The sequence below is a fragment of the Pseudomonas sp. WC2401 genome, assembly GCF_041200115.1.
Lineage (GTDB): Bacteria > Pseudomonadota > Gammaproteobacteria > Pseudomonadales > Pseudomonadaceae > Aquipseudomonas > Aquipseudomonas fragi.
Window position 1 is genome coordinate 2,938,636 of the sequence record NZ_CP165623.1, and the last position, 20,694, is coordinate 2,959,329.

Consider the following 20,694-nt stretch of genomic DNA (forward strand, 5'->3'; position numbering starts at 1 on the left):
CTGTCTTGTGAGCAATGCCAAAAAAGCCGTTTTCGCCGCGCAGCAAGGCGGGCGAACAGGGCGTACGCAGAAACACGGGATGCAGCTATCCGGCGCCCCTGCGTGCAAGGCGGGGCGTCAGGGTGCAGGGCTGGCTAAGTGTCGGTGCCCGGACAGCAGGTGCGGCCGGGGAGGCTCGCATGCAGGGCGCGGGGGGACCGGAAGCGGAGGGGGCTGGTTGGCGAGCGCACATCTGACATCGTTGAATTTCCTTATAACAGCGGGTCATCGACGGGACTTTTGGTCCGTCTTTGCACTGAATATGGACGGCTATACCGCCCTTGTTCGCAACTGGTGCGGGTTGCACCCCCTGGAAGCTGTGATTCCGGGGAAATAACTGCGAACGGCAAATACCAAGAAAAAACTGTGCCAAGTTGTGTCGGTCGAACATGAAGATTGTTTGGTGCAGGAGCACCGTGGTGCTGCAATCGCGGGCAAGCCCGCTCCCACAGGATATTCATCGACCAGGTGGGAGCGGGCTTGCTCGCGATTGAAGGCGACGCGGTTAACCGGGATTGATCAGGCTCTGGCGACAATGCAGGGTCAGCCAGGCGCCGCCGCTTTCGCGGTTGTTCACTTCCAGGCTGAAGCCGTGCAGGCTGACGATGGCCGCCACGATGGACAGGCCAAGACCAAAGCCGCCGTGTTTGTCGTCGACCCGATAAAAGCGCTGGAACACTGCCACTCGCTCGGCCTCGGGGATGCCGGGGCCGGTATCCAGCACTTCGATGCGCGGGCTGCCGTTGTCGTCGGTGGCCCGCAGGATCACCTCACCACCCGGCGGGGTGAACTTGATCGAATTGCTCAGCAGGTTGGCCAGGGCTTCGAACAACAAGGCCCGGTCGCCCGTGAGGCCGGGCAGGGCGGCTGGCGTTTCGAGCTTCAGCGTCACCTGGCCCTCTTCGGCCAGCGGCAGGTAAAAATCGTACAGCTCCTGCAGCAGCGGCAGCGGGTCGAGTTGCAGGAAGCCTGAGCGACGCTGGTGATCTTCCAGCTCGGAGATGCGCAACAAACCGCGAAAGCGCGCCATCAGGGTGTCGGTTTCGCCGATCACTTCGTCCAGTTGCAACGCTTCGGCCGAACCTTCGACGGCTTGCTGGCGCATCCGGTACAACTGGGCGCGCAAGCGGGTCAGCGGGGTGCGCAGGTCGTGGGCAATGTTGTCACACACGCCCTTGACCTCGTGCATCAGCAGTTCGATGCGATCGAGCATGGCATTGACGATGGCGGCCAGCATGTCCAGTTCGTCGCGCCGGTTGGACAGCGGCAGGCGGTAGGTCAAGTCGCCGGCAACAATGGCTTCGGCACTGGCCTGAATGGCCCGGATGCGTTGCAGCGGGCGGCGGCGCAGCAAGTGCCAGCCGGCAATGCCGGGAATGATGGTCAGCGACAGGCCCCAGACCAGCGCATGCAAAATGATCCGCGTGACGGCAAACAGCGAGCCGTTGTCGCGCACCAGCACCAGCCATCGGCCATCAGGGGTTTGCGTGGCGACGGCATCGCAGCTGTCTTGCGGCAGGTTGGGGTCATCGGAGTCGATACAGCTGCTCAGGGCATGGATCTGGCCGTCCAGCGGCAAGCCCTGAGGGATGGACTGGATCGGCCCGCTCAGCGGCTTGTGTTGCTCATCGAACAGGCCATAGGCATCCACTGCACGCATATCGAACGTCATGCTGGTGGCCAGTGCTTCATCCAGTTGTTCGCCTTCGAAGCGGGCAAACAGGTGCTGGCGCTGCATCAACGAATGCCTGGCCAGATTGCCCAGGTAATCCGAGACTTCGTAATACAGCACCCCCATCAGGATGCAGCTCCAGGCCACAAACAGAAAACTGTACAGCGCCAGCAGCCGGCTGCTGGAAGAACGCCAGCCCTTAGAGGGGTTCGGCAATGACATAACCCGAGCCTCGAACAGTGCGAATCAGAGGCACCTGGCCCGGCGGATCGATTTTTTTGCGCAGGCGACCGATGTGCACATCGATCAGGTTGGTGCCCGGGTCGAAGTGATAGCCCCAGACTTCCTCGAAAATCATCATCCGCGAGAGGATCTGCCCGGTGTTGCGCATCAGGAATTCCAGCAACTTGTACTCGGTGGGCAGCAGGCTCAGCTGTTGCTCGCTGCGGCTGGCTTCGCGGGTAATCAGGTTGAGTTCGAGGTCAGAGACACGCAGTGAGGTTTCGTACTTGTCGGCCGGGCTTTTGCGCCGCAGCAACACTTCCACGCGGGCTGCCATCTCATCGCTGGCAAAGGGCTTGGTCAGGTAATCATCACCTCCGGCGCGCAGGCCGCGAACACGCTCATCTACATCGGAGAGGGCGCTGATCATCAAGATCGGTGTGCTCACGCCAATGGTGCGCAAGGTGGTGACAATCGCCAGGCCGTCCAGCTCGGGGAGCATGCGGTCGAGGGTGATCAGGTCGTAGTCGCCACTCACGGCGCGAACCAGGCCTTCGCGGCCATTGGCTACCCAATCAACCTCAAGGCCGTGGCTGGTCAATTCAGCCACGATTTCTTTCGCCGTTACGGCATCGTCTTCAATGGTCAAAATACGGGTCATACCGTCACCTGATGGGCTTTTTCAGCGGTGAGCACATTTTGCCCATAAAAAGCTGAAACGTTTCTGAATATTTCTTCATGTTCAGCAAGCCGTCAGAAAGCGTAGTTGAAATGACTGGGCTGGCGTGCTGATGATGTTCAGCAGGAACATCCGGATACATTTGCGGTATAACCCCCGCTGATAATTTTTTCAGGCGCTGTGTTTATGCAAAACCCCTCGCAACGGCCGCTGTGGCAGATCTACCTGATCTTCCTGGCGCCGATGGTCCTGTCCAATTTCCTGCAGAGCTTTTCCGGCACCCTCAACGGGATTTACGTTGGCCAGTTGCTGGGCACCCAGGCATTGGCTGCGGTGTCGGGGATGTTTCCCATCGTGTTCTTTTTTATCGCGCTGGTGATTGGCCTGGGAGCGGGGGCTTCAGTGTTGATCGGTCAGGCCTGGGGCGCGCGGGAAACCGCACTGGTCAAGCAGATTACCGGGGCAACCCTGACCCTTGGCGCGGCGATCGGCCTGGTCGCCGCGGTCCTCGGCAGCCTGCTGGCACGGCCTGCCTTGCAGGCGTTGGGTACCCCGGTTGACGTGCTGGAGGAGGCCGTCGGCTATGCCCGGGTGATGATGCTGATCATGCCGTTGCTGCTGGTCTTTATCTTGTTTACGCAGATTTTGCGCGGGGTCAGCGATACGGTTTCGCCGTTGCTGGCGCTGATGGTGTCCACGGCGGTGGGGTTGCTGTTGACCCCTGCGCTGATCCTGGGTTGGGCTGGCCTGCCAACCCTGGGCATTCAAAGTGCGGCCTATGCGGGGCTGGTGGGTAACGTACTGGCCATGCTGTTTCTGGTGTTGCGCCTGCGTCACAAAAATCATGTGATGGCCCCGGATCGTGAGCTGTGGGTTGCGCTGCGCCTCAACCGGGAGATCCTCGGCAAGGTGTTGCGCATTGGCTTGCCCACCGGGGTGCAGATGGTGGTGCTGTCGCTGTCGGAGCTGGTGATCCTGGCGCTGGTCAACAGCCACGGCTCCCAGGCCACGGCGGCTTATGGCGCGGTGACCCAGATCGTCAACTATGTGCAGTTTCCGGCGCTGTCGATTGCCATTACCGCTTCGATCCTCGGCGCCCAGGCCATTGGTGCCGGGCGCATCGAGCGCATCGGCCCGATCCTGCGCACCGGCTTGCTGATCAACCTGTGCCTGACCGGTGCCCTGGTGGTGCTCGGTTATGTGCTGTCGCACTGGTTGCTGGGCTTGTTTATCACCGATGTCGAGGCGCGGGTGCGGGCGGAGCATCTGCTGCATATCATGCTCTGGAGCGTGCTGGTATTTGGCTTCCAGGCGGTGATCGGCGGGATCATGCGCGCCAGTGGGGTGGTGCTGGTGCCCATGGGGATCACGATTTTCTGCGTGCTGTGTATCGAACTGCCGGCGGCTTATGTACTGGATGCTCACTATGGCCTGCAGGGCGTGTGGATGGCGTTTCCGGTGACTTATGTGGCCATGCTGGTGCTGCAGACTGCGTATTACCGGTTGGTATGGCGGCACAAGCAGATCCAGCGGCTGGTTTGAGCCAGCCTCACACAATCCCGCCCCTCTGTGGGGGCGGGCTCGCTCGCGATGGCTTCCCTGCGGTTAACCTGACCCCGCGTATCGCCTGAATCGCAGGCAAGCCAGCTCCGACATGACCCTCACCCCTTGACCATCAACTCACTAGGCCATTTGGACGATGTGCCTGTGACTCACCAGTCCGATTATCGAAGCCAGGTTCTGGACGCCTCGCCGAGGCCGCCACCAGAGCATCCACGATAATAAAAAGAGGACTGGCCGCATGAATTCTGCCCAGCAACTGAATCGTGCAGCGAGGCATCGACCATGCGCTCAATGATTGGCTATGGGGTGTGCCTGATCGTCGCTGTCACCATCGCGTTTACCTTCTCTCCCCGTCATGGCGCCGATGTCGCCTCAGCCCAGTTGCGCCCGGATCGCCTGCAGATCAATGGCATGCTGTATCTGGATCAACGTGTGGTGGCGGTCGGTGAGCGCGGCAATATTTTGCTCAGCGATGATCAGGGGCTGTCCTGGCAACCTGCTGCGGTCAAGCCGCAACGTGACCTGACCCTCACCGCGCTGGTGGCCTTGCAGGACAAGAGCCTGCTGGCAGTCGGTCATGATGGCTGGATCCTGCGCTCCGAAGATGAGGGCGCAAACTGGTCCGAAGTGCGCTATGACGGTGACGTCGCCGAACCCTTGCTGGGTATCTGGAGTGCCGGTGGCAAGCGGGTGCTGGCCTTTGGCAGCTTCGGCAAGTTTTACCAGTCAGAAGACGATGGCCGCTCCTGGCAGGCCCAGCCGCTGGAGGTGGACAGCGCACACCTCAATGGTATGGACGGGGGTGCCGATGGCCGCCGCATGGTGGTCGGCGAGCAGGGGCTGGTGCTGCGCAGCGACGACGCCGGGCACAGCTGGCAGAAGCTGGAGCCTTTCTACAACGGCTCGCTGTTTGGCGTGGTGCGCCTGAGCCCTGATCGCTGGGTGACTTACGGCATGCGCGGCCATGTGTTTGTCAGCCAGGATTTTGGCCGCACCTGGGAGCCGGTGAAGGTGGGCAATCAGTTGCCGCTTTATGGCCACGCACTGTTGCCCAATGGCGGCGGTCTGCTGATTGTCGGTGCGGGCAGCTCGCTGGTGCGCCTGGACGGCAATGGCGAGCTGGTCAGCGCCACTCGCCTGCCCGGTTTGGGTACGTTGACCTCGGCGGTCCTGATCGGCTCCCGGCGTTTGCTGGTGGGCGGTGAGCGTGGTGTGTTCCAGGGTGCCGACGGCGGCGTTGCCGCACTGGGAGGTGCCCGTGAGTGAACATAAAAGCACGATAAACCGTATGGTCGAACGTGTTGCCGACCTGTTGATGACCTGGCGCAAGGGCTTGCTGGCGCTGTTTGTTTTATTGACCCTGGCCCTGGGCTACAGCGCCACGCACACCCAGCTGGACCCGGGCTTTAACAAGCAGATCCCGGTGCGCAACGCCTTTATGGTCAACTTTCTCAATTTCAGCCAGTACTTCACCGGCGCCAACCGCTTTCTGGTCAGTGTGAAGTGGAAGGGCGAGGGCGATATCTACAACCCCGAGTACCTCGACACCCTGAGCAAGGTCACCAATGACGTTTTCTTCATCAATGGCGTCAGCCGCGCCAGTGTGACGTCGCTGTTCACCGCCAATGTGCGCTATATCGAAATCACCGAAGACGGTTTTTTCGGCGACGTCGTGGTACCGCCACGCTTTACCGGTTCGGCCGATGAGCTGTCCCAGGTGCGCAATAACGTCGCCCGCTCCGGGCAGGTCGGGCGCCTGGTGGCCAATGACCTGACCTCCTCGATGGTGCGTGCTGACTTGCAGGACCTCGATCCGCAAACCGGCAAGTCGGTGTCCTATGCCGAAGTGGCCAGGCAACTTGAGGCGATTCGCGCCAAGTACAGCAATGACGATATCGAGATCAATATCGTCGGCTTCGCCAAGCTGGTGGGGGATGTGATTGAAGGGCTGACCACAGTGATCGGCTTCTTTGTGATTGCCTTTGTGATCACCGCGCTGATGCTCTGGCTGTACTCGCGCTCTTGGCGCCTGACCCTGGTGGCCCTGGCGGTGGCACTGCTGCCGGTGGTCTGGCTGCTGGGGCTGCTGCCGTTGCTGGGGCTGGGCATCGACCCGATGTCGATTCTGGTGCCGTTCTTGATCTTCTCCATCGGCGTGTCCCATGCGGTGCAGATGACCAACGCCTGGAAGCAGGATGTGCTTGCAGGCAGTTCTTCGATAGAAGCGGCCCGGGGCGCCTTTTGCAAGATTTTCATCCCCGGTTCTCTGGCGCTGCTGATGAACGCCCTGGGCTTCGGCGTGATCATGCTGATCGATATTCCCATCGTCCATGAACTGGGGGTGACCGCCTGCATCGGCGTGATGCTGATGATCATCACCAACAAGCTGATGCTGCCGATCATCCTTTCATACCTCAAGCTTGAGCCGGGCGCGATGGCCCAGGGGCTCAAGGTGCAGGGCAAGCACGCTTTGTGGTGGCGGCTGTCGGCGCTGGCCGAGCCAAAGCCTGCGCTGGCGGTGTTTGTGCTCAGCCTGGTGTTGCTCGGTGTCGGTGCCTGGAAGGCCCGGGATCTGGCAGTGGGCGATATCGGCGTAGGCGCGCCGGAGCTGCGCGCCGATTCGCGCTACAACCAGGACAACCAGAAGATCATCAACAGCTATTCCATCGGCCTGGATGTGATGTCGGTGTTCGTACAGGTCAAGGGTATCGAGGAAGGCTGCCTGGCGCCGCAGGTGATGCGTGCCATTGAGTCCTTCGACTTCCAGATCCGCAGCGTGGCCGGTGTGCAGTCGGTGCAGAGCGTGGCGGGCATGGGCAAAGCCGTGATTGCCGGCAATAACGAAGGCAACCCGCGCTGGTCGGCGATTCCGGGCTCCGAGCGCGGCCTGAGCCAGGGGTCGCGCGCTTACATGCCTGACGACGGGCTGGTGACTGAAAGTTGCCAGCGCATGCAGATCCTGGTGTTCCTCACCGATCACGAAGGCTCGACGGTGAGCCATGTGGTGGACGAAACCCAACGCATCATTGCCGGTTTGCAGGGGCCCAATGTGGAGTTCCTGCTGGCGGGGGGCAACGTGGGGGTGATGGCGGCGTCCAACGAGGCCGTCAAGCAGGCCGAGGTGGTGATGCTCGCGGCGCTGTTCGGCTCGGTGGCACTGTTCTGCTGGCTGACCTTTGGTTCATTGCGCGCGGTGCTGTGCATTCTGGTGCCGCTGGCGATTGTCGCCATCCTGTGCAATGCGCTGATGGCGACCCTGGGCATCGGCCTGAAGGTTGCGACCTTGCCGGTGATGGCGCTGGGTGTCGGGGTAGGGGTCGACTACGGGATTTATCTGTATGAGCGCATTGCCCATGAGATGGCCGATGGCAAGGACCTGCGCCATGCCTTCTACCAGGCCATGTGCCAACGGGGTACGGCGGCGGTGTTTACCGCGTTGACCATGTCCATCGGCGTGTGTACCTGGGCCTTTGCTCCGTTGAAGTTCCAGGCCGACATGGGCGTGCTGCTGTCCTTCATGTTCCTGGTCAACGTGCTCGGCGCAATCTTCCTGCTGCCTGCACTGGCGGCCTGGTTCAATCTGGGGCGACCGCTGGTCAAAGCCCGGAATGCAGTCGCGCAGGTGCCTGCCGGGCATTACCCGCTCAAGCCGAGCGTCGCCGCCAAGGACTCGTCAAACCGCTGAAACAGACCCCTTGCCGGGCTTGTATGAGGGCAAGCATACAGACACACTGAGTCGCTTTTGCGCAGCTTTACGGATGTGGCGCAAAGGTTCACCGCGAGTCATAAGAACAATAAAAAGGGCCGGTCTTGAACCTGGCCCAATGCGAGGAAATGTCCGTGGATACAGTGACCTTGAATCACCAGACCCTGGCCGGTCTTGGGCTTGAACTGGCCGATTACGATCAAATGGTTGGCAGCTTCTACGATGGCGCGCTGGACCCCAAGGTCATGGGCCGTACCCTGTGTGCCGTGCGCAAAATGTTTCAGGCCAACTACGCGACCCTGATTCTGCGGGTGCCTGATCAGCCGGACATGGGCTTGATGATCGTGGCCGGAGACATTGAAGGCGAGGGGGAGCTGACCTACCAGACCTACCCGCAAACCAACACCCCGTTTGTCGGGCAGGCTCTGGATCAGGTGTTTACCGTTGAAGACCTGATGAGCGAAGCCGAATGGGTACACTCGGCATATTTCAAGGCCTATTGCGGGCCGCAAAATGTCTACCATGTGATGGGCGCCGATATTTCCACGCCCGAGGGCGGCAAGCTGCGCTTTCGCATCACCCGGCCGAAAATTTCCCCGGCATTCTCCAGTGCCGAACGTGCCCTGTGCAGCAGCTTCCTGCCGCATTTGCGCCGTGCCCTGCACTTGCACAACCTGCTCGATCGCAGCGAGTCGATGAGCGAGTTGTATGCCCAGGCCATCAGCCGCCTGTCCGTGGCGACCATCGTGCTCGACGAAACCGGCAAGGTGCTGCGCCTGAACCCGGTGGCCGAGGAAATCCTCAAGAATGCCGATGGCCTCAAGTTGGTGGGCGGCCGGCTGGAGGCCACTTACCCCAGCGACAACCGCGAGCTGCAACGCCTGGTCAAGCACGCCTTCAGTCAGGACGTGCGCGATGGCGGGGTGACGGCCGATGCGATGTCCGTGACGCGGCCTTCGGGGCAGGTCAGCCTGGGGCTGGTGGTTGAGGCAATCCCTTCGCTGGAATGGGCCGAGGGCAAGAGCAAGCCGGCGGCGGTGATCTATATCCGTGACTCGGTGGGCAAGTCCCTGGCCAGTGAAGTGGTGACCAAGCAGTTGTTCAACTTGACCAAGGCCGAAACGGCGCTGGCGATGGAGCTGGCCAACGGCCTGTCCCTGGAAGAAGCCGCCGAAAACCTGAATATCCGGCGCAACACCGCGCGGGCGCACTTGCGCTCGATTTTCTCCAAGACCGGTGTGCGCCGTCAGACCGAGCTGGTGAGGATTTTGCTGAACAGCGTGGTCGCGTTGGGAAAGCCCAAGTGCGCCTTGCGAGCGGCTGAGTCCGTGGTGGTGCCGGCGCCACAACTGGCGCGCCCGGTGCGTAAAAGCGCTTAAGGATTTTATCTGCGCCGGTGGTGACGATGGGCGCCACCGCCGGTGTTTCGTCAGCCAGGCCGTTGCGCCTGCATTACCAAGGAAAATCTTATGCCAGTAACAGCTGTCAGCGGTTCCGCCTCCGGGATCGGCGCCGCCGTGTGTGCGCAATTACGGGCTGCGGGCCACCGTATTATCGGGATTGACCGGGCCAATGCTGAAGTGATTGCCGACCTGTCGACCCGTGCCGGGCGCCAGGCGGCAGTGGCGCAGGTACTTGAGCAGAGCGGCGGGGTGCTGGACGGCCTGGTGTGCTGCGCCGGGATCGGGGTGACCGCTCCTTCCAGTGGTCTGGTACTGGCGGTGAATTACTTTGGCGTCAGTGAGTTGCTCGATGGTCTGGCCGATGCGCTGGCCAAGGGTGAACACCCGGCGGCGCTGGTGATTGGTTCGGTGGCGGCTACCCATTCCGGGGCTGAGCAAGAACCGATGGTTGCCGCGATGCTGGCAGGTGACGAGGCGCAGGCGCTTGAACTGGCCAATAGCCTGGGGCAGACGCATCTGGCCTATGCCGGCTCCAAATATGCAGTGACCTGCGCAGCGCGGCGCAAGGCGGTGCAATGGGCCCCGCAGGGCATTCGCCTGAACGTGGTGGCGCCGGGCGCTGTGGAAACCCCGCTGCATCAGGCAGCCAAGGACGATGCCCGGTTTGGCAAGGCAGTACGTGAGTTTGTTGCGCCACTGGGGCGTTCAGGCACGCCTGAAGAACTGGCCCGGGTCGTGGCTTTCATGCAATCGCAGCAGGCCAGTTTCATGACCGGCAGTGTGGTGTTTGTCGACGGTGGCATGGACGCGATGGTGCGTACGCAGCGTTTCTGACCGTTAAGGGGTGTCTATGAACAAAGTGGCATTTATTACCGGTGCCAGTCGCGGCATCGGTCGGGAAACCGCGCTGGCGTTTGCGCGTGCGGGGTTTGACCTGGCCATCAGCGCCCGCAGCCTGGACGAGGGGGAAAGCCATGCCCACGGTTTGCGCAACCCTGATGGTACGCCACTGCCTGGCAGTTTGAATGCCACTGCGGCGGCAGTTCGTGAACTGGGGCGCAAGGTGCTGGTGGTGCCTATGGACCTGCTCGACAGCGACTCGGTGCTGGCTGCCAGCCGGGCGGTGTTTGCCGAATATGGCCGGGTGGATGTGCTGGTCAACAACGCCATTTACCAGGGCAGCGATCTGAATGCGCCGTTTATGCAATTGCAGCCCGAGACCCTGGAACGGGTATTCCAGGGCTATATGCTGAGTCCGTTCCTGCTGACCCGCGCCGTGGTCAGCCAGATGCTGGAACAGGGTGGCGGGGTGGTGATCAACGTGACCTCCGGTGCTGGCGAAACCGATCCGCCAGTGGCAGCAGGCAAGGGCGGCTGGGGGTATGCCTATGGTGCGGGCAAGGCGGCAGTGTCGCGGTTGTCGGGCATATTGTCGGTGGAACTGGGGGAGCAGGGGATTCGTGCCTACACCCTCAACCCCGGTGTGGTCACCACCGATGCATTGCGCGCGACCATCGGTGACAAAGGCGTGATTGCCTTGCGTGCAGGCTCTGCGCCACCCGAAGTGCCAGCAGCGGTAATGCTGTGGCTGGCCACCGATGCAGGCGCGGTCGATTACCAGTGCAAGACCATCCACTGCCAGCCGTTTGCGCTGGAGCACGGAATTGTCGAGGATTGGCGCCGCTGACTTACCTCTGTGGGAGCGGGCTTGCTCGCGATGGTATCGACGCAGTTCAACCGAGGTACCGCGTTGCCTGCATCGCGAGCAAGCCCGCTCCCACAGGGTGAGGGGGCTCTAGTCCATCTGAACGATGAACCCGCCCCGCACCTCGGTGAAGATCATTGGGTAAAGCGCCCTGGCCCTTAACCTGAGGAATAATAAAAATGACTAAACTCGCACAAATTCACGTCGAGAACGCCTTGTCGCCGCGCTTCGGCCGCGGCTGGCATTGTCTGGGTGAAGCCGACGAGTACCGTGATGGCAAGCTGCATACCCTGAATGTGTTTGGCTCGCGGTTGCTGGCATTCGCCACGTCCACGGGTGAGATCAGTGTGCTCGACGCCCATTGCCCGCACATGGGCGCTGACCTGTCCCAGGGCACCATCGAGAACGACCGCGTGGTGTGCCCCTTCCACCACTGGCAGTACGATGCCAGCGGCAAGTGTGTCGAGATCCCGTACTGCAAGCGCATTCCACCCAAGGCCAAAACCCGCGCATGGCAGACCTGTGAAGTGAACAAGTTGCTGTTCGTGTGGAACAACCCCGAAGGCAAGCCGCCCGCCGACGAGGTGGTGATCCCGCATCTGCCGGAGATGGACAGCGATGAGTGGTTGCACAGCTGGCACATGGACAAGCTGATCATTGAAACCAACCCTCGCGAGCTGGTCGACAACCTGGTGGATGCCCAGCATTTCGGCCCGGTGCATGGCACGCCGACCAAGTACTTCCACAATATTTTCGAAGGCCATATCGCCCACCAGATCTTCCACGGCGACTCTGAGCGGCTGGGCGGCGACCTGGTTGCAGAGTCGGCCTACTTCGGCCCGGCCACTCACTTTACGCGCATGCGTGCGGTGTTCGAGGGGCTGGAAATCAAATCCATCCTGCTCAACTGCCATGTGCCGATCGGCCCCAACAGCTTTGAGCTGCGTTTTGGTTGTATGGTCAAGAAGGTGAAGGGCTGGACGCCGGAGCAGAACGAAGCCCTGGCACTGGACTATGTGCAGCGCAACCGCGACTCGTTCTATCAGGACGTGGATATCTGGACCCACAAGGTGCGCGTCAACAACCCGGTCCTGGCCGAGGGCGACGGCCCGGTGTATCAACTGCGCGAGTGGTACCAGCAGTTTTTCACCGACGAAGACAGCGTGCCGCAGAGCATGGCTGAACGCCGTGAGATCACCACAGTGGATAACCGCTGATTGCGTACCTGAGCCACAGGCAGCGCCGCTGGCGCTGCCTGTACAGGGTCAAGTTACTGCTGGCTTTTTGATCCGTGCTGCTTAAGATGGCCGTCATCCAAACCTGATCGGGCGGGACGGCGCCAATGCGCAACAAGGACACCATCTCCATTCAACTGGTACGCGAGGCGCTGTTGCACAGCTGTGCGCCGGGCAGCGCCACGGACGAAGTGCTGCACAAGGTCGGCATGGATCCCGGGTTGCTGGCCGTGGCGGATGCGCGGGTGCCAGCGCTGGTCTATGCACGGATGTGGCGGCTGTTGGCAAGGCGCATGGACGACGAGTTCTTTGGCATGGACCCGCGCAAGCTGCGCTCCGGCAGCCTGGCATTCATGTGCCGCACGGCGATGGCCCAGCCGACCCTGGCCCAGGGGCTGGAGGTGGTACTGGGGTTTCTGTCGTTGATGCTCGAGCGGTTACCGGCACAGCTGGTGCGCCAGCAGAGCCTGGCGGAAATTGTCCTGCAGGAGCCCGGTCAGCACCCCGCCCGCGGCTTTACCTACTTCACTTACTGGATGATCGTTCACGGCGTGGCCTGTTGGCTGGCCGGGCGACGGATTCCGATTCTGGCCATCGAGTTGCGCTGTGCCGCGCCGGACTACTGCGAAGACTACCAGGTCATGTTTTCCGAGAACCTGCGCTTTGAGCGGCCGCGCACGCGGATGATCTTTGCCGCCGACTGCCTGGATGCGCCGATCAGGCGTAACGCCCAGGAGCTGAAGCGGTTTCTGGCCGAGGCACCGGCCAATATCCTGGTCAAGTACCGTGACCCGCAAAGCCTGGCCAGCCAGATCAAGCAGGCCCTGCGTCGGTTGCATGCAGCGCAGTGGCCCGAAACCCCGGCCATGGCGCAGAGCCTGTGCATGTCGGCCTCGACCCTGCGGCGCCGTCTGGCCGACGAAGGGCAGACCTATCAAGGGCTAAAGGACAGTGTGCGCAAGGAGTTGGCGATTGCCTGGCTGGCCGAACCCGAGCACAGCTTTGCCGACATCGCCCTGCGCCTGGGCTTTGCCGACACCAGCTCGTTTTACAAGGCCTTTCGCAAATGGTCAGGGACCAATCCGGGGCATTACCGCGGGTTGATCCTGGGTAACAGTTAACGCGCTTGACTTGCCTCTGTGGGAGCGGGCCAGTGTCAGAGCAACCACATCCCCACCAGACCGCTAAGCACGCCGACCAGCATGGTCATCAGCGCCACGCTGACCAGTACCCGGGTATCGAAATCCTTGCGCAGCATCAGCAGCGACGGCAGGCTCACACTCGGCAAGGTCATCAACAATGCCACGGCGGGGGCCGTGCCCATGCCCAAGGCCATCATGGTTTGCACAATCGGGATTTCTGCCGCAGTCGGGATCACAAACAGCGTGCCGACAATGGCCAGCGGCACCAGCCACACCAGGCTGTCGCTCATGGCACCGTCCACATGGGGGAACAGCCACACCCGTGCCGCGCCCAGCAACAGTACCGCCAGCAGATAGACCGGGATGGTGTTCCAGAACAGTTGCCACAAGGTGCGGCCCCAGCGGCTGAAGAAGTTCTGCTGATCCACCGCACTGGCTTCGGACACCGCATCCAGTGCTGCATCGGGGATGCTTTCAGGGCGCGAAATACGCTGTGCGATCAGCGACACGCCGATCACCAGCACAAGGCCTGCCACCAGGCGCAAGGCGCTAAAGCCCCAGCCCAGCACAAAGCCCATAAACACCAGGGTGGCCGGGTTGAGCACCGGGTTGGCGATCCAGAAGGCCAGGGCGGCCCCCACCGAGACTTTTTGCCGACGCATGCCGGCGGCCACCGGGGCTGCGCAGCAGGTGCACATCATGCCCGGCAGGGCGAACAGGCCGCCGCGCAGGGTCGAACCAAAGCCCGCCTTGCCGAACAGGCGCAGCAGCCAGTCCCGGGGGATCAGCACCTGGATCAGCGAGCCTAGGATCACCGCCAGTACCGCAGCCTTCCAGATCGCCAGAAAGTACACCTGGGCATAGGCCAGTGCGGCGGCGATGGGCTCGCCCTGGTTATCGTTGAGGATCGAAGCGCCGATGCTGTGGTTGTCGGCGGCGACAAAGGCCTTGAAGTAGTAGGGCGACCACTTGACGTAGTACAGACCAATACCGGCGACTAGCAGAAACAGCAGGGGTTTCCACCAGAATGACCAGCCTCGGGTGGGCGTGGCTGGGGAGATACTGGGCATAAAGAATTACCGAACGCAGGGAAATAGCGCGGCATGATACCTCAAGCTCCTTGCTCCCTGTGGGGGCGGCCCGGATTCTGCAGGCGCCGCCAAACTTGTGGGAGCAGGCAAGCCCGCTGCCACAATAGCCCCTGCAAGGCTCAACCGTGTGTTCGGCGAATGGGCAGGGGTTTACAAGGTCCTGATCGAATTGCTGATTGCCCGTGCGCACTGGATCACGGACGAGGCCAGTTTGTCTTCCGCCTCTTGCAGGGTCCAGCGGCTGCTGGGGACCACCACATGCACGGCGGCCACTGGCAGGCCATTGTTGTTGAAAATCGGCGCGGCAAGGGTCATGTCGCCCAGAAACATTTCTTCCTTGTTGGTGGCATAGCCCTGTTTGCGGCTGGCCAGCACCCGCTCAAAGATGGCCTCGGCATCGGTCAGGGTATAGCGCGTCAGTTCCGTCAGCGGGCTGTCCTGCAGCACGCGGCGAATCTCGTCATCCGCCAGGCCGCTCAGGTACGCGCGCCCACCCCCGGTGCAGTACATGGGGATGCGGCTGCCGATGGGCATATGGATCGGGATGAATTTCGGCGCGACAAAGCGCGACACATACACCATGTCCAGCCCGTCGGGCTCGGTCAGGTTGACGGTCTCGCCGGTGATCTGGTTGAGCTCGGCCAGATAGGGGTTGGCCACATCGACCAGGATATCGGCGGCCAGATAGTTGTAGCCGATTTCCATCACCTTGGGCGTCAGCTGAAAGCGCCGGCTTTGCGGGTGCTTGCGTACATAGCCGAGCTCTTCAAGGGTGTGCACCATGCGTTGGGCCGAGCTTTTGCTGATGTCCGCCGCTACCGCGATATCGGCCAGGGTCATGGTGCGCCGCGCAGCCCCGAAGCCGCGAAGTACGGCCAGGCCCTTTTCCAGTGACTGGTTGAAAAGAGGGTTGTTGTTATCGCTCATGGCGCATCCTTGGCTTGTTTCAGGCTTATAAATATCGATATGCGATATTTATAAATCTCTTTACGATTTAAGTAAATTGGTTATAGTCGATGGCGGCATTTTGTACCAGAGGGTGCAAGGGTTATTGAGTGCCGTAGCACCACAATAAAAGCGACCACAGGGAGATTCGCTATGCAAAAACCTTTTCAAGTGCTGACGCTTGTATGCGCAATGGCGGCCGGGTTGATTGGACCAGCCAGCGCTGTTGCAGAGCCTGTCTACAAGGTCGGGGCGACGGCAACGGGCATCCCGTTTACCTTTCTCGATATCAAGAGCGGAAAAATCCAGGGCATGATGGTCGACGCGGCCGAGGCCGTGGGCAAGGCTGGCGGGTTCGACACCGAGATCCAGCAAACCACCTTTGCGGCGCTGATCCCTTCGTTGACCACCAACAAGATCGACCTGATTTCCGCCGCCATGCTCAAGACCCCCGAGCGTGAAAAGGTTGTGCAGTATTCCGATCCGATTTTCAGCTACGGCGAAGGCCTGATCATCAAGGCCGATGACCAGAAAGATTACAAATCCATGGATGACCTGGCCGGTGAAGTGGTTGGCGCCCAGGTTGGCACGGTCTTCCTCGATGCCCTGAACAAGCACGGCGGCTTCAAGGAAGTGCGCAGCTACGACTCCATTCCTGACCTGATGCGTGACCTCAAGCTGGGCCGCATCAAGGCTGCATTTGGTGATCGCCCGATCATTGCCTACCAGTTGGCCCAGGGTAAAAACCCGGACGTAAAATTGTCGAGCACCTATGTGCCGGTGGTTATGGGGGATGTCTGCCTGGTGATGCGCCAGGGGGACGCCGAGAAGCTGGCCCAGGTGAACAAGGGCATCGCTGCCATCAAGGCTGACGGCTCGCTGCAACGCATCATCGAGAAGTGGCAGTTGAACTGATGATTCTGTGGCCCCCGCAACGCGGTGGGCCGCTTCTTGTAGCGGTGCGCAGGTAGTTTATGTTTCTCCAGGATGCGTTGGACTTTCTTCCGATTCTGCTCAAAGGCGCAGTGGTCACGGTGCAGGTCACGGCAGGTTCGTTCCTGCTCAGTTCCGTGATCGGCCTGATGTTTGCGCTGATGATGGTGTCGAAAATTCGCGCCATCGCATTGTTCGCCATTGGTGTGGTCAATGTGATTCGCGGGCTGCCGATCATTGTGCAGCTGTTTTATATCTATTTTGTCTTGCCCGATTTCGGTATCCAGCTCAGCGCCATGCAGGCCGGGGTGATCGGCCTGGGCATAGCCTATTCGGCCTATCAGGCGGAAAACTTCCGTGCCGGGATCCAGGCCATCGACCTGGGCCAGATCGAGGCTGCCGAGTCGTTTGGCATGCGCGGCCTGATGATCATGCGCCGTATCGTCCTGCCCCAGGCGTTTCGGATTGCCTTGCCGCCCTATGGCAATACCCTGGTGATGATGCTCAAGGACTCGTCGTTGGTGTCGACCATCACCGTGGCTGAAATGACTCGCCAGGGGCAACTGATCGCGTCGTCGACTTTTGAAAACATGACGGTCTACACCCTGGTGGCATTGCTCTATCTGTCGATGAGCTTGCCGCTGTCCTATGGTTTGCGTCGTCTGGAACGACGTTTTGCACTGCGCAGGCGCACATGAAAGCACCGTCGAAACTGATATTGCCGCCTTCACTGTGGTCGGCCACGGCCCGCCCCGGCGCATTGACCCAGGCCCTGGCGGAAAACAAGCGGGTGGATGTGGCAATTGTCGGCGCCGGTTACACCGGGCTGGTGACCGCACTGCGCCTGGCCGAGTCGGGCGTCAGTGTCTGCGTACTGGATGCCGGTGAGCCGGGCTGGGGCGCTTCGGGGCGCAACGGCGGGCAAGTGATCCCCGGGCTCAAGTACGACCCGGATCAGTTGCTCGAACGCTTTGGCGCCGAGCGTGGCGAAAAGATTATCGAGGCCTGCGGCGGGGCGGCAGATGAAGTGTTCTCGTTGATCCGCGAATACGGCATTGCCTGTGATGCCACGCGCAAGGGCTGGATCCAGCCGGCGTTTTCCAGCACCACCATGAAGGCCCTGGAACACCGCGCCCGGCAATGGCAGCAGCGAGGCGTAGCGGCCGAGTTGCTCGATGCCAGTGCGGTTTGCCAGCGTATCGGTACGCAAAATTATGTCGGCGGCTGGGTTGACCCGCGTGCTGGCAGCCTGCACCCGCTGAACTATGCCCGGGGCCTGGCCAGGTCGGCGCTGGGGCGTGGCGTGACCATCCACAGCGACACCCGGGTTACCGATTTGCGTCGTGTGGGGCCGCTGTGGCAATTGACGGCCGCACAGGGCCACACCGTGACGGCCGAACGCGTGGTGCTGGCCACCAATGGCTATACCGACGGCTTGTGGCCGGGGCTGCGGCAAACGGTACTGGCCGCCAACAGCTTCCTGATAGCTACCCGACCGCTTTCAGCGGAGCTGCGCAAAACCATTTTGCCGGGTGGGGAAGTGTGCTCGGATGCGCGGCGCCTGTTGCTGTACTTCAAGCAGGATGCCCAGGGGCGTGTATTGCTGGGTGGGCGCGGGCCGTTTTCCGAGCCGCGCCGCGCCGAAGACTGGGCGCATCTGGAGCGCTCGCTGATCAGCTTGTTTCCGCAACTGGCAGGCGTGGCGATCGAATACCGCTGGAGCGGGCGGGTCGCGCTTAATCACAGCGTGCTGCCGCAGTTGCACGAACCGCAACCGGGCCTGTCGATCCTGATGGGTTACAACGGCCGCGGCATTGCAATGGCGACCACCTTGGGCAAGCACCTGGCAGCACGGGTTTCGGGGGCCAGCAATGACTTCCCGTTCCCGGTCACGCCGATTCGCCGCATCCCCTTCCACAGCCTGCAACGTCTGTATGTGGCGGCGGGTATCAGCTACTACCGGCTGCTGGATGCGTTGAATGAGTAACGGCTTTGGTGCGTGGTGAGCGGCAAGTTAAAAAGCGCTGCTTGCCGCTGGCTGCCCGTGTTCAATCTGCCTTGATGGTTGAGACATCCTCGGCCCGAACCTTGACGTGCTTGCCGGCGATATCGACAAACTCGTAGAAGCCGTCCTTGTTGGTGGTGACGGGCAGGTCCTTGGTCAGGTATTGCGTGCCGTTTTGCAGGGTCACCACGCTCGGAGTCGCGCAGCCCGCCAGTCCCAGCAAGGCCACTAACAGCAGGGGTAAACCGGTAACCTTGATCTTCATGCATGTACCTTGAGCTATGGGCAAGTTGGAGAGAAATCGCGCCGGGCTTGATCAAGCAGCCAGCGCTGGAAAGTCATTGCTGCATCAGACAGCGTTTTTTGCCGAGAGTGCGCCAGATGATCGGCGTTTGTACTTAAAAATTCAAACGCGCCGACGCGGCACAGTTCACCTCGCTCGATTTTGTCGCGAACCATAAAGTCCCAGCCCAGACCCACCCCCATGCCTTGCACGATTGCCTGATAAGCGAGGGTGACCTGATTGAAGGTGGGGCGTTGCGCATCGGCCTTGTGTTCCAGGCCAAAATGGTTGAACCAGTCGCGCCAGTCCATGCAGTTCCAGCCTGATGCATCCAGTTCGATCAAGGGCAGGCCTTGCAGGTCGGCAGGTTGGTTGATGCTGCTCAACACCAGGTCGGGGCGGGCCACCGGGTAGACCTTCTCGGCAAACAGCGGCTCGGCACTCAGCGATGACCACTGGCCGGCGCCGTACAAGATGCAGAAGTCGTAATCGGCGACGCTGGATTCGTCGATATCGTTGCTGGCATGGATGTTGACCGTGATCGACGGGTGCTCGGTGTTGAAGGCGAGCAAACGTGGAAACAACCAGAACTGCGCCACCGCATGGGTACACAGCACGGTGACGGCATTGGGCGCATGGGCTGCCTTGATCCGGTTGACGCTGTGTTGCAGGCGTTCGAGCAGGGTGCTGACTTCACTGAACAGGCTGGCGCCGGCGAGGGTCAGGCCAATACCCCGGGCCTGGCGCTCGAACAGGGCCAGCTTGAGGTGGTCTTCCAGGGCGCGGATCTGTTTGCTGACGGCGCTTTGGGTGAGGCACAACTCGCTGGCGGCACGGGTAAAGCTGCCATTGCGGCCTACGGCTTCGAAGGTGATCAGGGTGGCCAGGGGCGGCAGGTTCTTGGCGTAGCGGTTCATGGGGGCCTTTTTGAATGGTGTGGGAGCGGGCTTGCCCGCGATGCGGTCTGTCAGCTAAACCGCAGTGTTGCCATCGCGAGCAAGCCCGCTCCCACAGGGTATAAGCCATTCCGTGGTGGAATGCCAGCATGCCAATTGATCTTTTGTTCTTGGACTGCGTACCGCCTATTCTCGCCCGATATCGATCAGCCAGAGAGCGCGACATGAAACGCGGGATAGTCTATGCCGGCATGGCCGGTGCGGTGTGGGGGCTGGTGTTCCTGGTGCCCAAGCTGTTGCCGGAGTTCAGCCCGCTGTTGCTCAGCTGTGGGCGTTTTATCGTGTATGGCGCGGTGTCACTGGTGCTGCTGTTACCCAATGCCCGGCGCTTGCTGCTCCAGCTCAGCCGCCGCGATGTGCTGACCCTGGTCAAGTTCGCCCTGCTGGGCAATCTGATTTATTACATGCTGCTGGCCGCCTCGGTGCAGTGGGTGGGTATCGCAGCGGCCTCGCTGATTATCGGGGTATTGCCGCTGAGCATTACCTGGCTGGGCCGCCGCGATGCCGGGGCGGTGCCCCTGGCGCGGCTGGCATGGCCGTTGCTGCTGGTGCTGGGCGGGGTGCTGTGCATCAATCTCGAAGCCCTGTTCGGCGACACTTCACCACAGCCGCTGGGCACCAAGGTGCTCGGTGTGCTGTGCGGTATCGGCGCCTTGCTATGCTGGAGCTGGTTTGCCATCGAGAATGCGCGGTATTTGAAGCTCAGCCGCTTTGACAGTGGCGAGTGGTCGACGTTGTGGGGAGTGACCACCGGGGTGCTCGGTGTGCTGATCTGGGGGGGTGCCCATTGGCTGGCGGTGGACGCGGTAACCGTCGAGGCCACGGACCAGCGCTGGCAGATGTTCTGGCTGGTCAACCTGGCCTGCGCCGTGCTCGGCTCGTGGTTTGGCAATCGTATGTGGAATGCCGCGTCCCGGCGTTTGCCGCTGACCCTGAGCGGGCAGTTGATCGTGTTTGAAACGGTGTTTGCGCTGCTCTACGGCTTTATCTACCTGCAACGCTGGCCCAGCGGGGTAGAAACCCTGGCGGTGTTGATGCTGCTGGGCGGGGTCAGTTGGGCGGTGCACCGCCATGCCCCGGCGCGCACCGCGCTCGCGCCGTGATCCGGGTGCAGG

The 20,694-nt window shown here is 61.4% G+C and carries 18 protein-coding genes; 12 read left to right on the top strand and 6 right to left on the bottom strand.

Translation table 11 applies throughout. The features are described from left to right. Positions 1-544: 544 nt before the first annotated feature. Both AB3G35_RS13415 and AB3G35_RS13420 read right to left on the bottom strand, forming a co-directional pair. Positions 545-1,933, bottom strand: coding sequence for a HAMP domain-containing sensor histidine kinase (locus AB3G35_RS13415; RefSeq protein ID WP_016780652.1), 1,389 nt, complete (start codon positions 1,931-1,933; stop codon positions 545-547). Further along, a complete protein-coding gene (locus AB3G35_RS13420; RefSeq protein WP_016780653.1) occupies positions 1,911-2,594 on the bottom strand; it encodes a response regulator transcription factor in 684 nt (227 codons plus the stop codon). Before AB3G35_RS13420 ends, AB3G35_RS13415 begins: the two co-directional genes overlap by 23 nt. Positions 2,595-2,798: 204 nt before the next feature. On the opposite strand from AB3G35_RS13420, the gene AB3G35_RS13425 reads away from it, so the two are divergent. From AB3G35_RS13425 to AB3G35_RS13460, 8 genes are all read left to right on the top strand, one after another. Next, positions 2,799-4,154 (top strand): MATE family efflux transporter, encoded by a 1,356-nt coding sequence (locus tag AB3G35_RS13425; RefSeq protein WP_369781602.1) that lies wholly within the window; start codon positions 2,799-2,801, stop codon positions 4,152-4,154. 303 nt (positions 4,155-4,457) lie between these two features. After that, positions 4,458-5,441: a YCF48-related protein gene (locus AB3G35_RS13430; RefSeq protein WP_016780655.1), complete on the top strand. Its 984-nt coding sequence runs from the start codon at positions 4,458-4,460 to the stop codon at positions 5,439-5,441. A gap of 22 nt (positions 5,442-5,463) precedes the next feature. Continuing rightward, on the top strand, positions 5,464-7,860 hold the full coding sequence (locus tag AB3G35_RS13435) for an RND family transporter (RefSeq protein WP_186350339.1): 2,397 nt from the start codon (positions 5,464-5,466) through the stop codon (positions 7,858-7,860). A gap of 149 nt (positions 7,861-8,009) precedes the next feature. Next, positions 8,010-9,260: a helix-turn-helix transcriptional regulator gene (locus AB3G35_RS13440; RefSeq protein WP_106117447.1), complete on the top strand. Its 1,251-nt coding sequence runs from the start codon at positions 8,010-8,012 to the stop codon at positions 9,258-9,260. Positions 9,261-9,350: 90 nt separating this feature from the next. Beyond that, positions 9,351-10,118, top strand: coding sequence for an SDR family oxidoreductase (locus AB3G35_RS13445; RefSeq protein ID WP_086796585.1), 768 nt, complete (start codon positions 9,351-9,353; stop codon positions 10,116-10,118). A 16-nt stretch (positions 10,119-10,134) separates the two neighbouring features. Continuing rightward, a complete protein-coding gene (locus tag AB3G35_RS13450; protein WP_086796587.1) occupies positions 10,135-10,971 on the top strand; it encodes an SDR family NAD(P)-dependent oxidoreductase in 837 nt (278 codons plus the stop codon). A 197-nt stretch (positions 10,972-11,168) separates the two neighbouring features. Then, the gene (locus AB3G35_RS13455; RefSeq protein ID WP_016780660.1) at positions 11,169-12,206 is read left to right on the top strand and encodes a Rieske 2Fe-2S domain-containing protein; all 1,038 of its coding nucleotides are present in this window, start codon (positions 11,169-11,171) and stop codon (positions 12,204-12,206) included. A 125-nt stretch (positions 12,207-12,331) separates the two neighbouring features. Beyond that, positions 12,332-13,345 carry an AraC family transcriptional regulator gene (locus tag AB3G35_RS13460; RefSeq protein ID WP_086796592.1) on the top strand — a complete coding sequence of 338 codons (1,014 nt, stop codon included), beginning with the start codon at positions 12,332-12,334 and terminating at the stop codon, positions 13,343-13,345. 35 nt (positions 13,346-13,380) lie between these two features. Here AB3G35_RS13460 and AB3G35_RS13465 read toward each other — a convergent pair whose 3' ends face one another. Next, positions 13,381-14,436 (bottom strand): permease, encoded by a 1,056-nt coding sequence (locus AB3G35_RS13465; RefSeq protein WP_106117446.1) that lies wholly within the window; start codon positions 14,434-14,436, stop codon positions 13,381-13,383. A 171-nt stretch (positions 14,437-14,607) separates the two neighbouring features. Then, positions 14,608-15,384 carry an IclR family transcriptional regulator gene (locus AB3G35_RS13470; RefSeq protein ID WP_106117445.1) on the bottom strand — a complete coding sequence of 259 codons (777 nt, stop codon included), beginning with the start codon at positions 15,382-15,384 and terminating at the stop codon, positions 14,608-14,610. Between the two features lie 171 nt (positions 15,385-15,555). On the opposite strand from AB3G35_RS13470, the gene AB3G35_RS13475 reads away from it, so the two are divergent. The 3 genes from AB3G35_RS13475 to AB3G35_RS13485 are packed head-to-tail and all read left to right on the top strand — an operon-like array spanning position 15,556 to position 18,322. Next, positions 15,556-16,317 carry an ABC transporter substrate-binding protein gene (locus AB3G35_RS13475; RefSeq protein WP_086796600.1) on the top strand — a complete coding sequence of 254 codons (762 nt, stop codon included), beginning with the start codon at positions 15,556-15,558 and terminating at the stop codon, positions 16,315-16,317. 59 nt (positions 16,318-16,376) lie between these two features. Beyond that, the gene (locus tag AB3G35_RS13480; RefSeq protein ID WP_016780665.1) at positions 16,377-17,033 is read left to right on the top strand and encodes an amino acid ABC transporter permease; all 657 of its coding nucleotides are present in this window, start codon (positions 16,377-16,379) and stop codon (positions 17,031-17,033) included. Continuing rightward, positions 17,030-18,322, top strand: a complete 1,293-nt coding sequence (locus AB3G35_RS13485) for an FAD-binding oxidoreductase (protein ID WP_016780666.1) — start codon at positions 17,030-17,032, stop codon at positions 18,320-18,322. The genes AB3G35_RS13480 and AB3G35_RS13485 overlap by 4 nt, the downstream gene beginning before the upstream one ends. A 61-nt stretch (positions 18,323-18,383) precedes the next feature. On the opposite strand, the gene AB3G35_RS13490 is transcribed toward AB3G35_RS13485, so the two are convergent. Together AB3G35_RS13490 and AB3G35_RS13495 are read right to left on the bottom strand one after the other, a co-directional pair. Next, positions 18,384-18,605: a YgdI/YgdR family lipoprotein gene (locus AB3G35_RS13490; protein WP_016780667.1), complete on the bottom strand. Its 222-nt coding sequence runs from the start codon at positions 18,603-18,605 to the stop codon at positions 18,384-18,386. A gap of 14 nt (positions 18,606-18,619) precedes the next feature. Next, positions 18,620-19,540 (bottom strand): LysR substrate-binding domain-containing protein, encoded by a 921-nt coding sequence (locus tag AB3G35_RS13495; protein ID WP_196882277.1) that lies wholly within the window; start codon positions 19,538-19,540, stop codon positions 18,620-18,622. A 203-nt stretch (positions 19,541-19,743) separates the two neighbouring features. Here AB3G35_RS13495 and AB3G35_RS13500 point away from each other — a divergent pair, with 203 nt between their 5' ends. Continuing rightward, on the top strand, positions 19,744-20,682 hold the full coding sequence (locus tag AB3G35_RS13500; protein ID WP_369781603.1) for a DMT family transporter: 939 nt from the start codon (positions 19,744-19,746) through the stop codon (positions 20,680-20,682). Positions 20,683-20,694: the final 12 nt, after the last annotated feature.

Bases quoted from the DNA above. Each gene is read 5' to 3' on its own strand.
- AB3G35_RS13450 (WP_086796587.1), top strand. From the start codon at position 10,135: ATGAACAAAGTGGCATTTATTACCGGTGCCAGTCGCGGCATCGGTCGG.
- AB3G35_RS13465 (WP_106117446.1), bottom strand. From the start codon at position 14,436: ATGCCCAGTATCTCCCCAGCCACGCCCACCCGAGGCTGGTCATTCTGG.
- AB3G35_RS13420 (WP_016780653.1), bottom strand. From the start codon at position 2,594: ATGACCCGTATTTTGACCATTGAAGACGATGCCGTAACGGCGAAAGAA.
- AB3G35_RS13480 (WP_016780665.1), top strand. From the start codon at position 16,377: ATGTTTCTCCAGGATGCGTTGGACTTTCTTCCGATTCTGCTCAAAGGC.
- AB3G35_RS13485 (WP_016780666.1), top strand. From the start codon at position 17,030: ATGAAAGCACCGTCGAAACTGATATTGCCGCCTTCACTGTGGTCGGCC.
- AB3G35_RS13490 (WP_016780667.1), bottom strand. From the start codon at position 18,605: ATGAAGATCAAGGTTACCGGTTTACCCCTGCTGTTAGTGGCCTTGCTG.
- AB3G35_RS13415 (WP_016780652.1), bottom strand. From the start codon at position 1,933: ATGTCATTGCCGAACCCCTCTAAGGGCTGGCGTTCTTCCAGCAGCCGG.
- AB3G35_RS13445 (WP_086796585.1), top strand. From the start codon at position 9,351: ATGCCAGTAACAGCTGTCAGCGGTTCCGCCTCCGGGATCGGCGCCGCC.
- AB3G35_RS13470 (WP_106117445.1), bottom strand. From the start codon at position 15,384: ATGAGCGATAACAACAACCCTCTTTTCAACCAGTCACTGGAAAAGGGC.
- AB3G35_RS13425 (WP_369781602.1), top strand. From the start codon at position 2,799: ATGCAAAACCCCTCGCAACGGCCGCTGTGGCAGATCTACCTGATCTTC.
- AB3G35_RS13440 (WP_106117447.1), top strand. From the start codon at position 8,010: ATGTCCGTGGATACAGTGACCTTGAATCACCAGACCCTGGCCGGTCTT.
- AB3G35_RS13500 (WP_369781603.1), top strand. From the start codon at position 19,744: ATGAAACGCGGGATAGTCTATGCCGGCATGGCCGGTGCGGTGTGGGGG.
- AB3G35_RS13475 (WP_086796600.1), top strand. From the start codon at position 15,556: ATGCAAAAACCTTTTCAAGTGCTGACGCTTGTATGCGCAATGGCGGCC.
- AB3G35_RS13455 (WP_016780660.1), top strand. From the start codon at position 11,169: ATGACTAAACTCGCACAAATTCACGTCGAGAACGCCTTGTCGCCGCGC.
- AB3G35_RS13460 (WP_086796592.1), top strand. From the start codon at position 12,332: ATGCGCAACAAGGACACCATCTCCATTCAACTGGTACGCGAGGCGCTG.
- AB3G35_RS13430 (WP_016780655.1), top strand. From the start codon at position 4,458: ATGCGCTCAATGATTGGCTATGGGGTGTGCCTGATCGTCGCTGTCACC.
- AB3G35_RS13495 (WP_196882277.1), bottom strand. From the start codon at position 19,540: ATGAACCGCTACGCCAAGAACCTGCCGCCCCTGGCCACCCTGATCACC.
- AB3G35_RS13435 (WP_186350339.1), top strand. From the start codon at position 5,464: ATGGTCGAACGTGTTGCCGACCTGTTGATGACCTGGCGCAAGGGCTTG.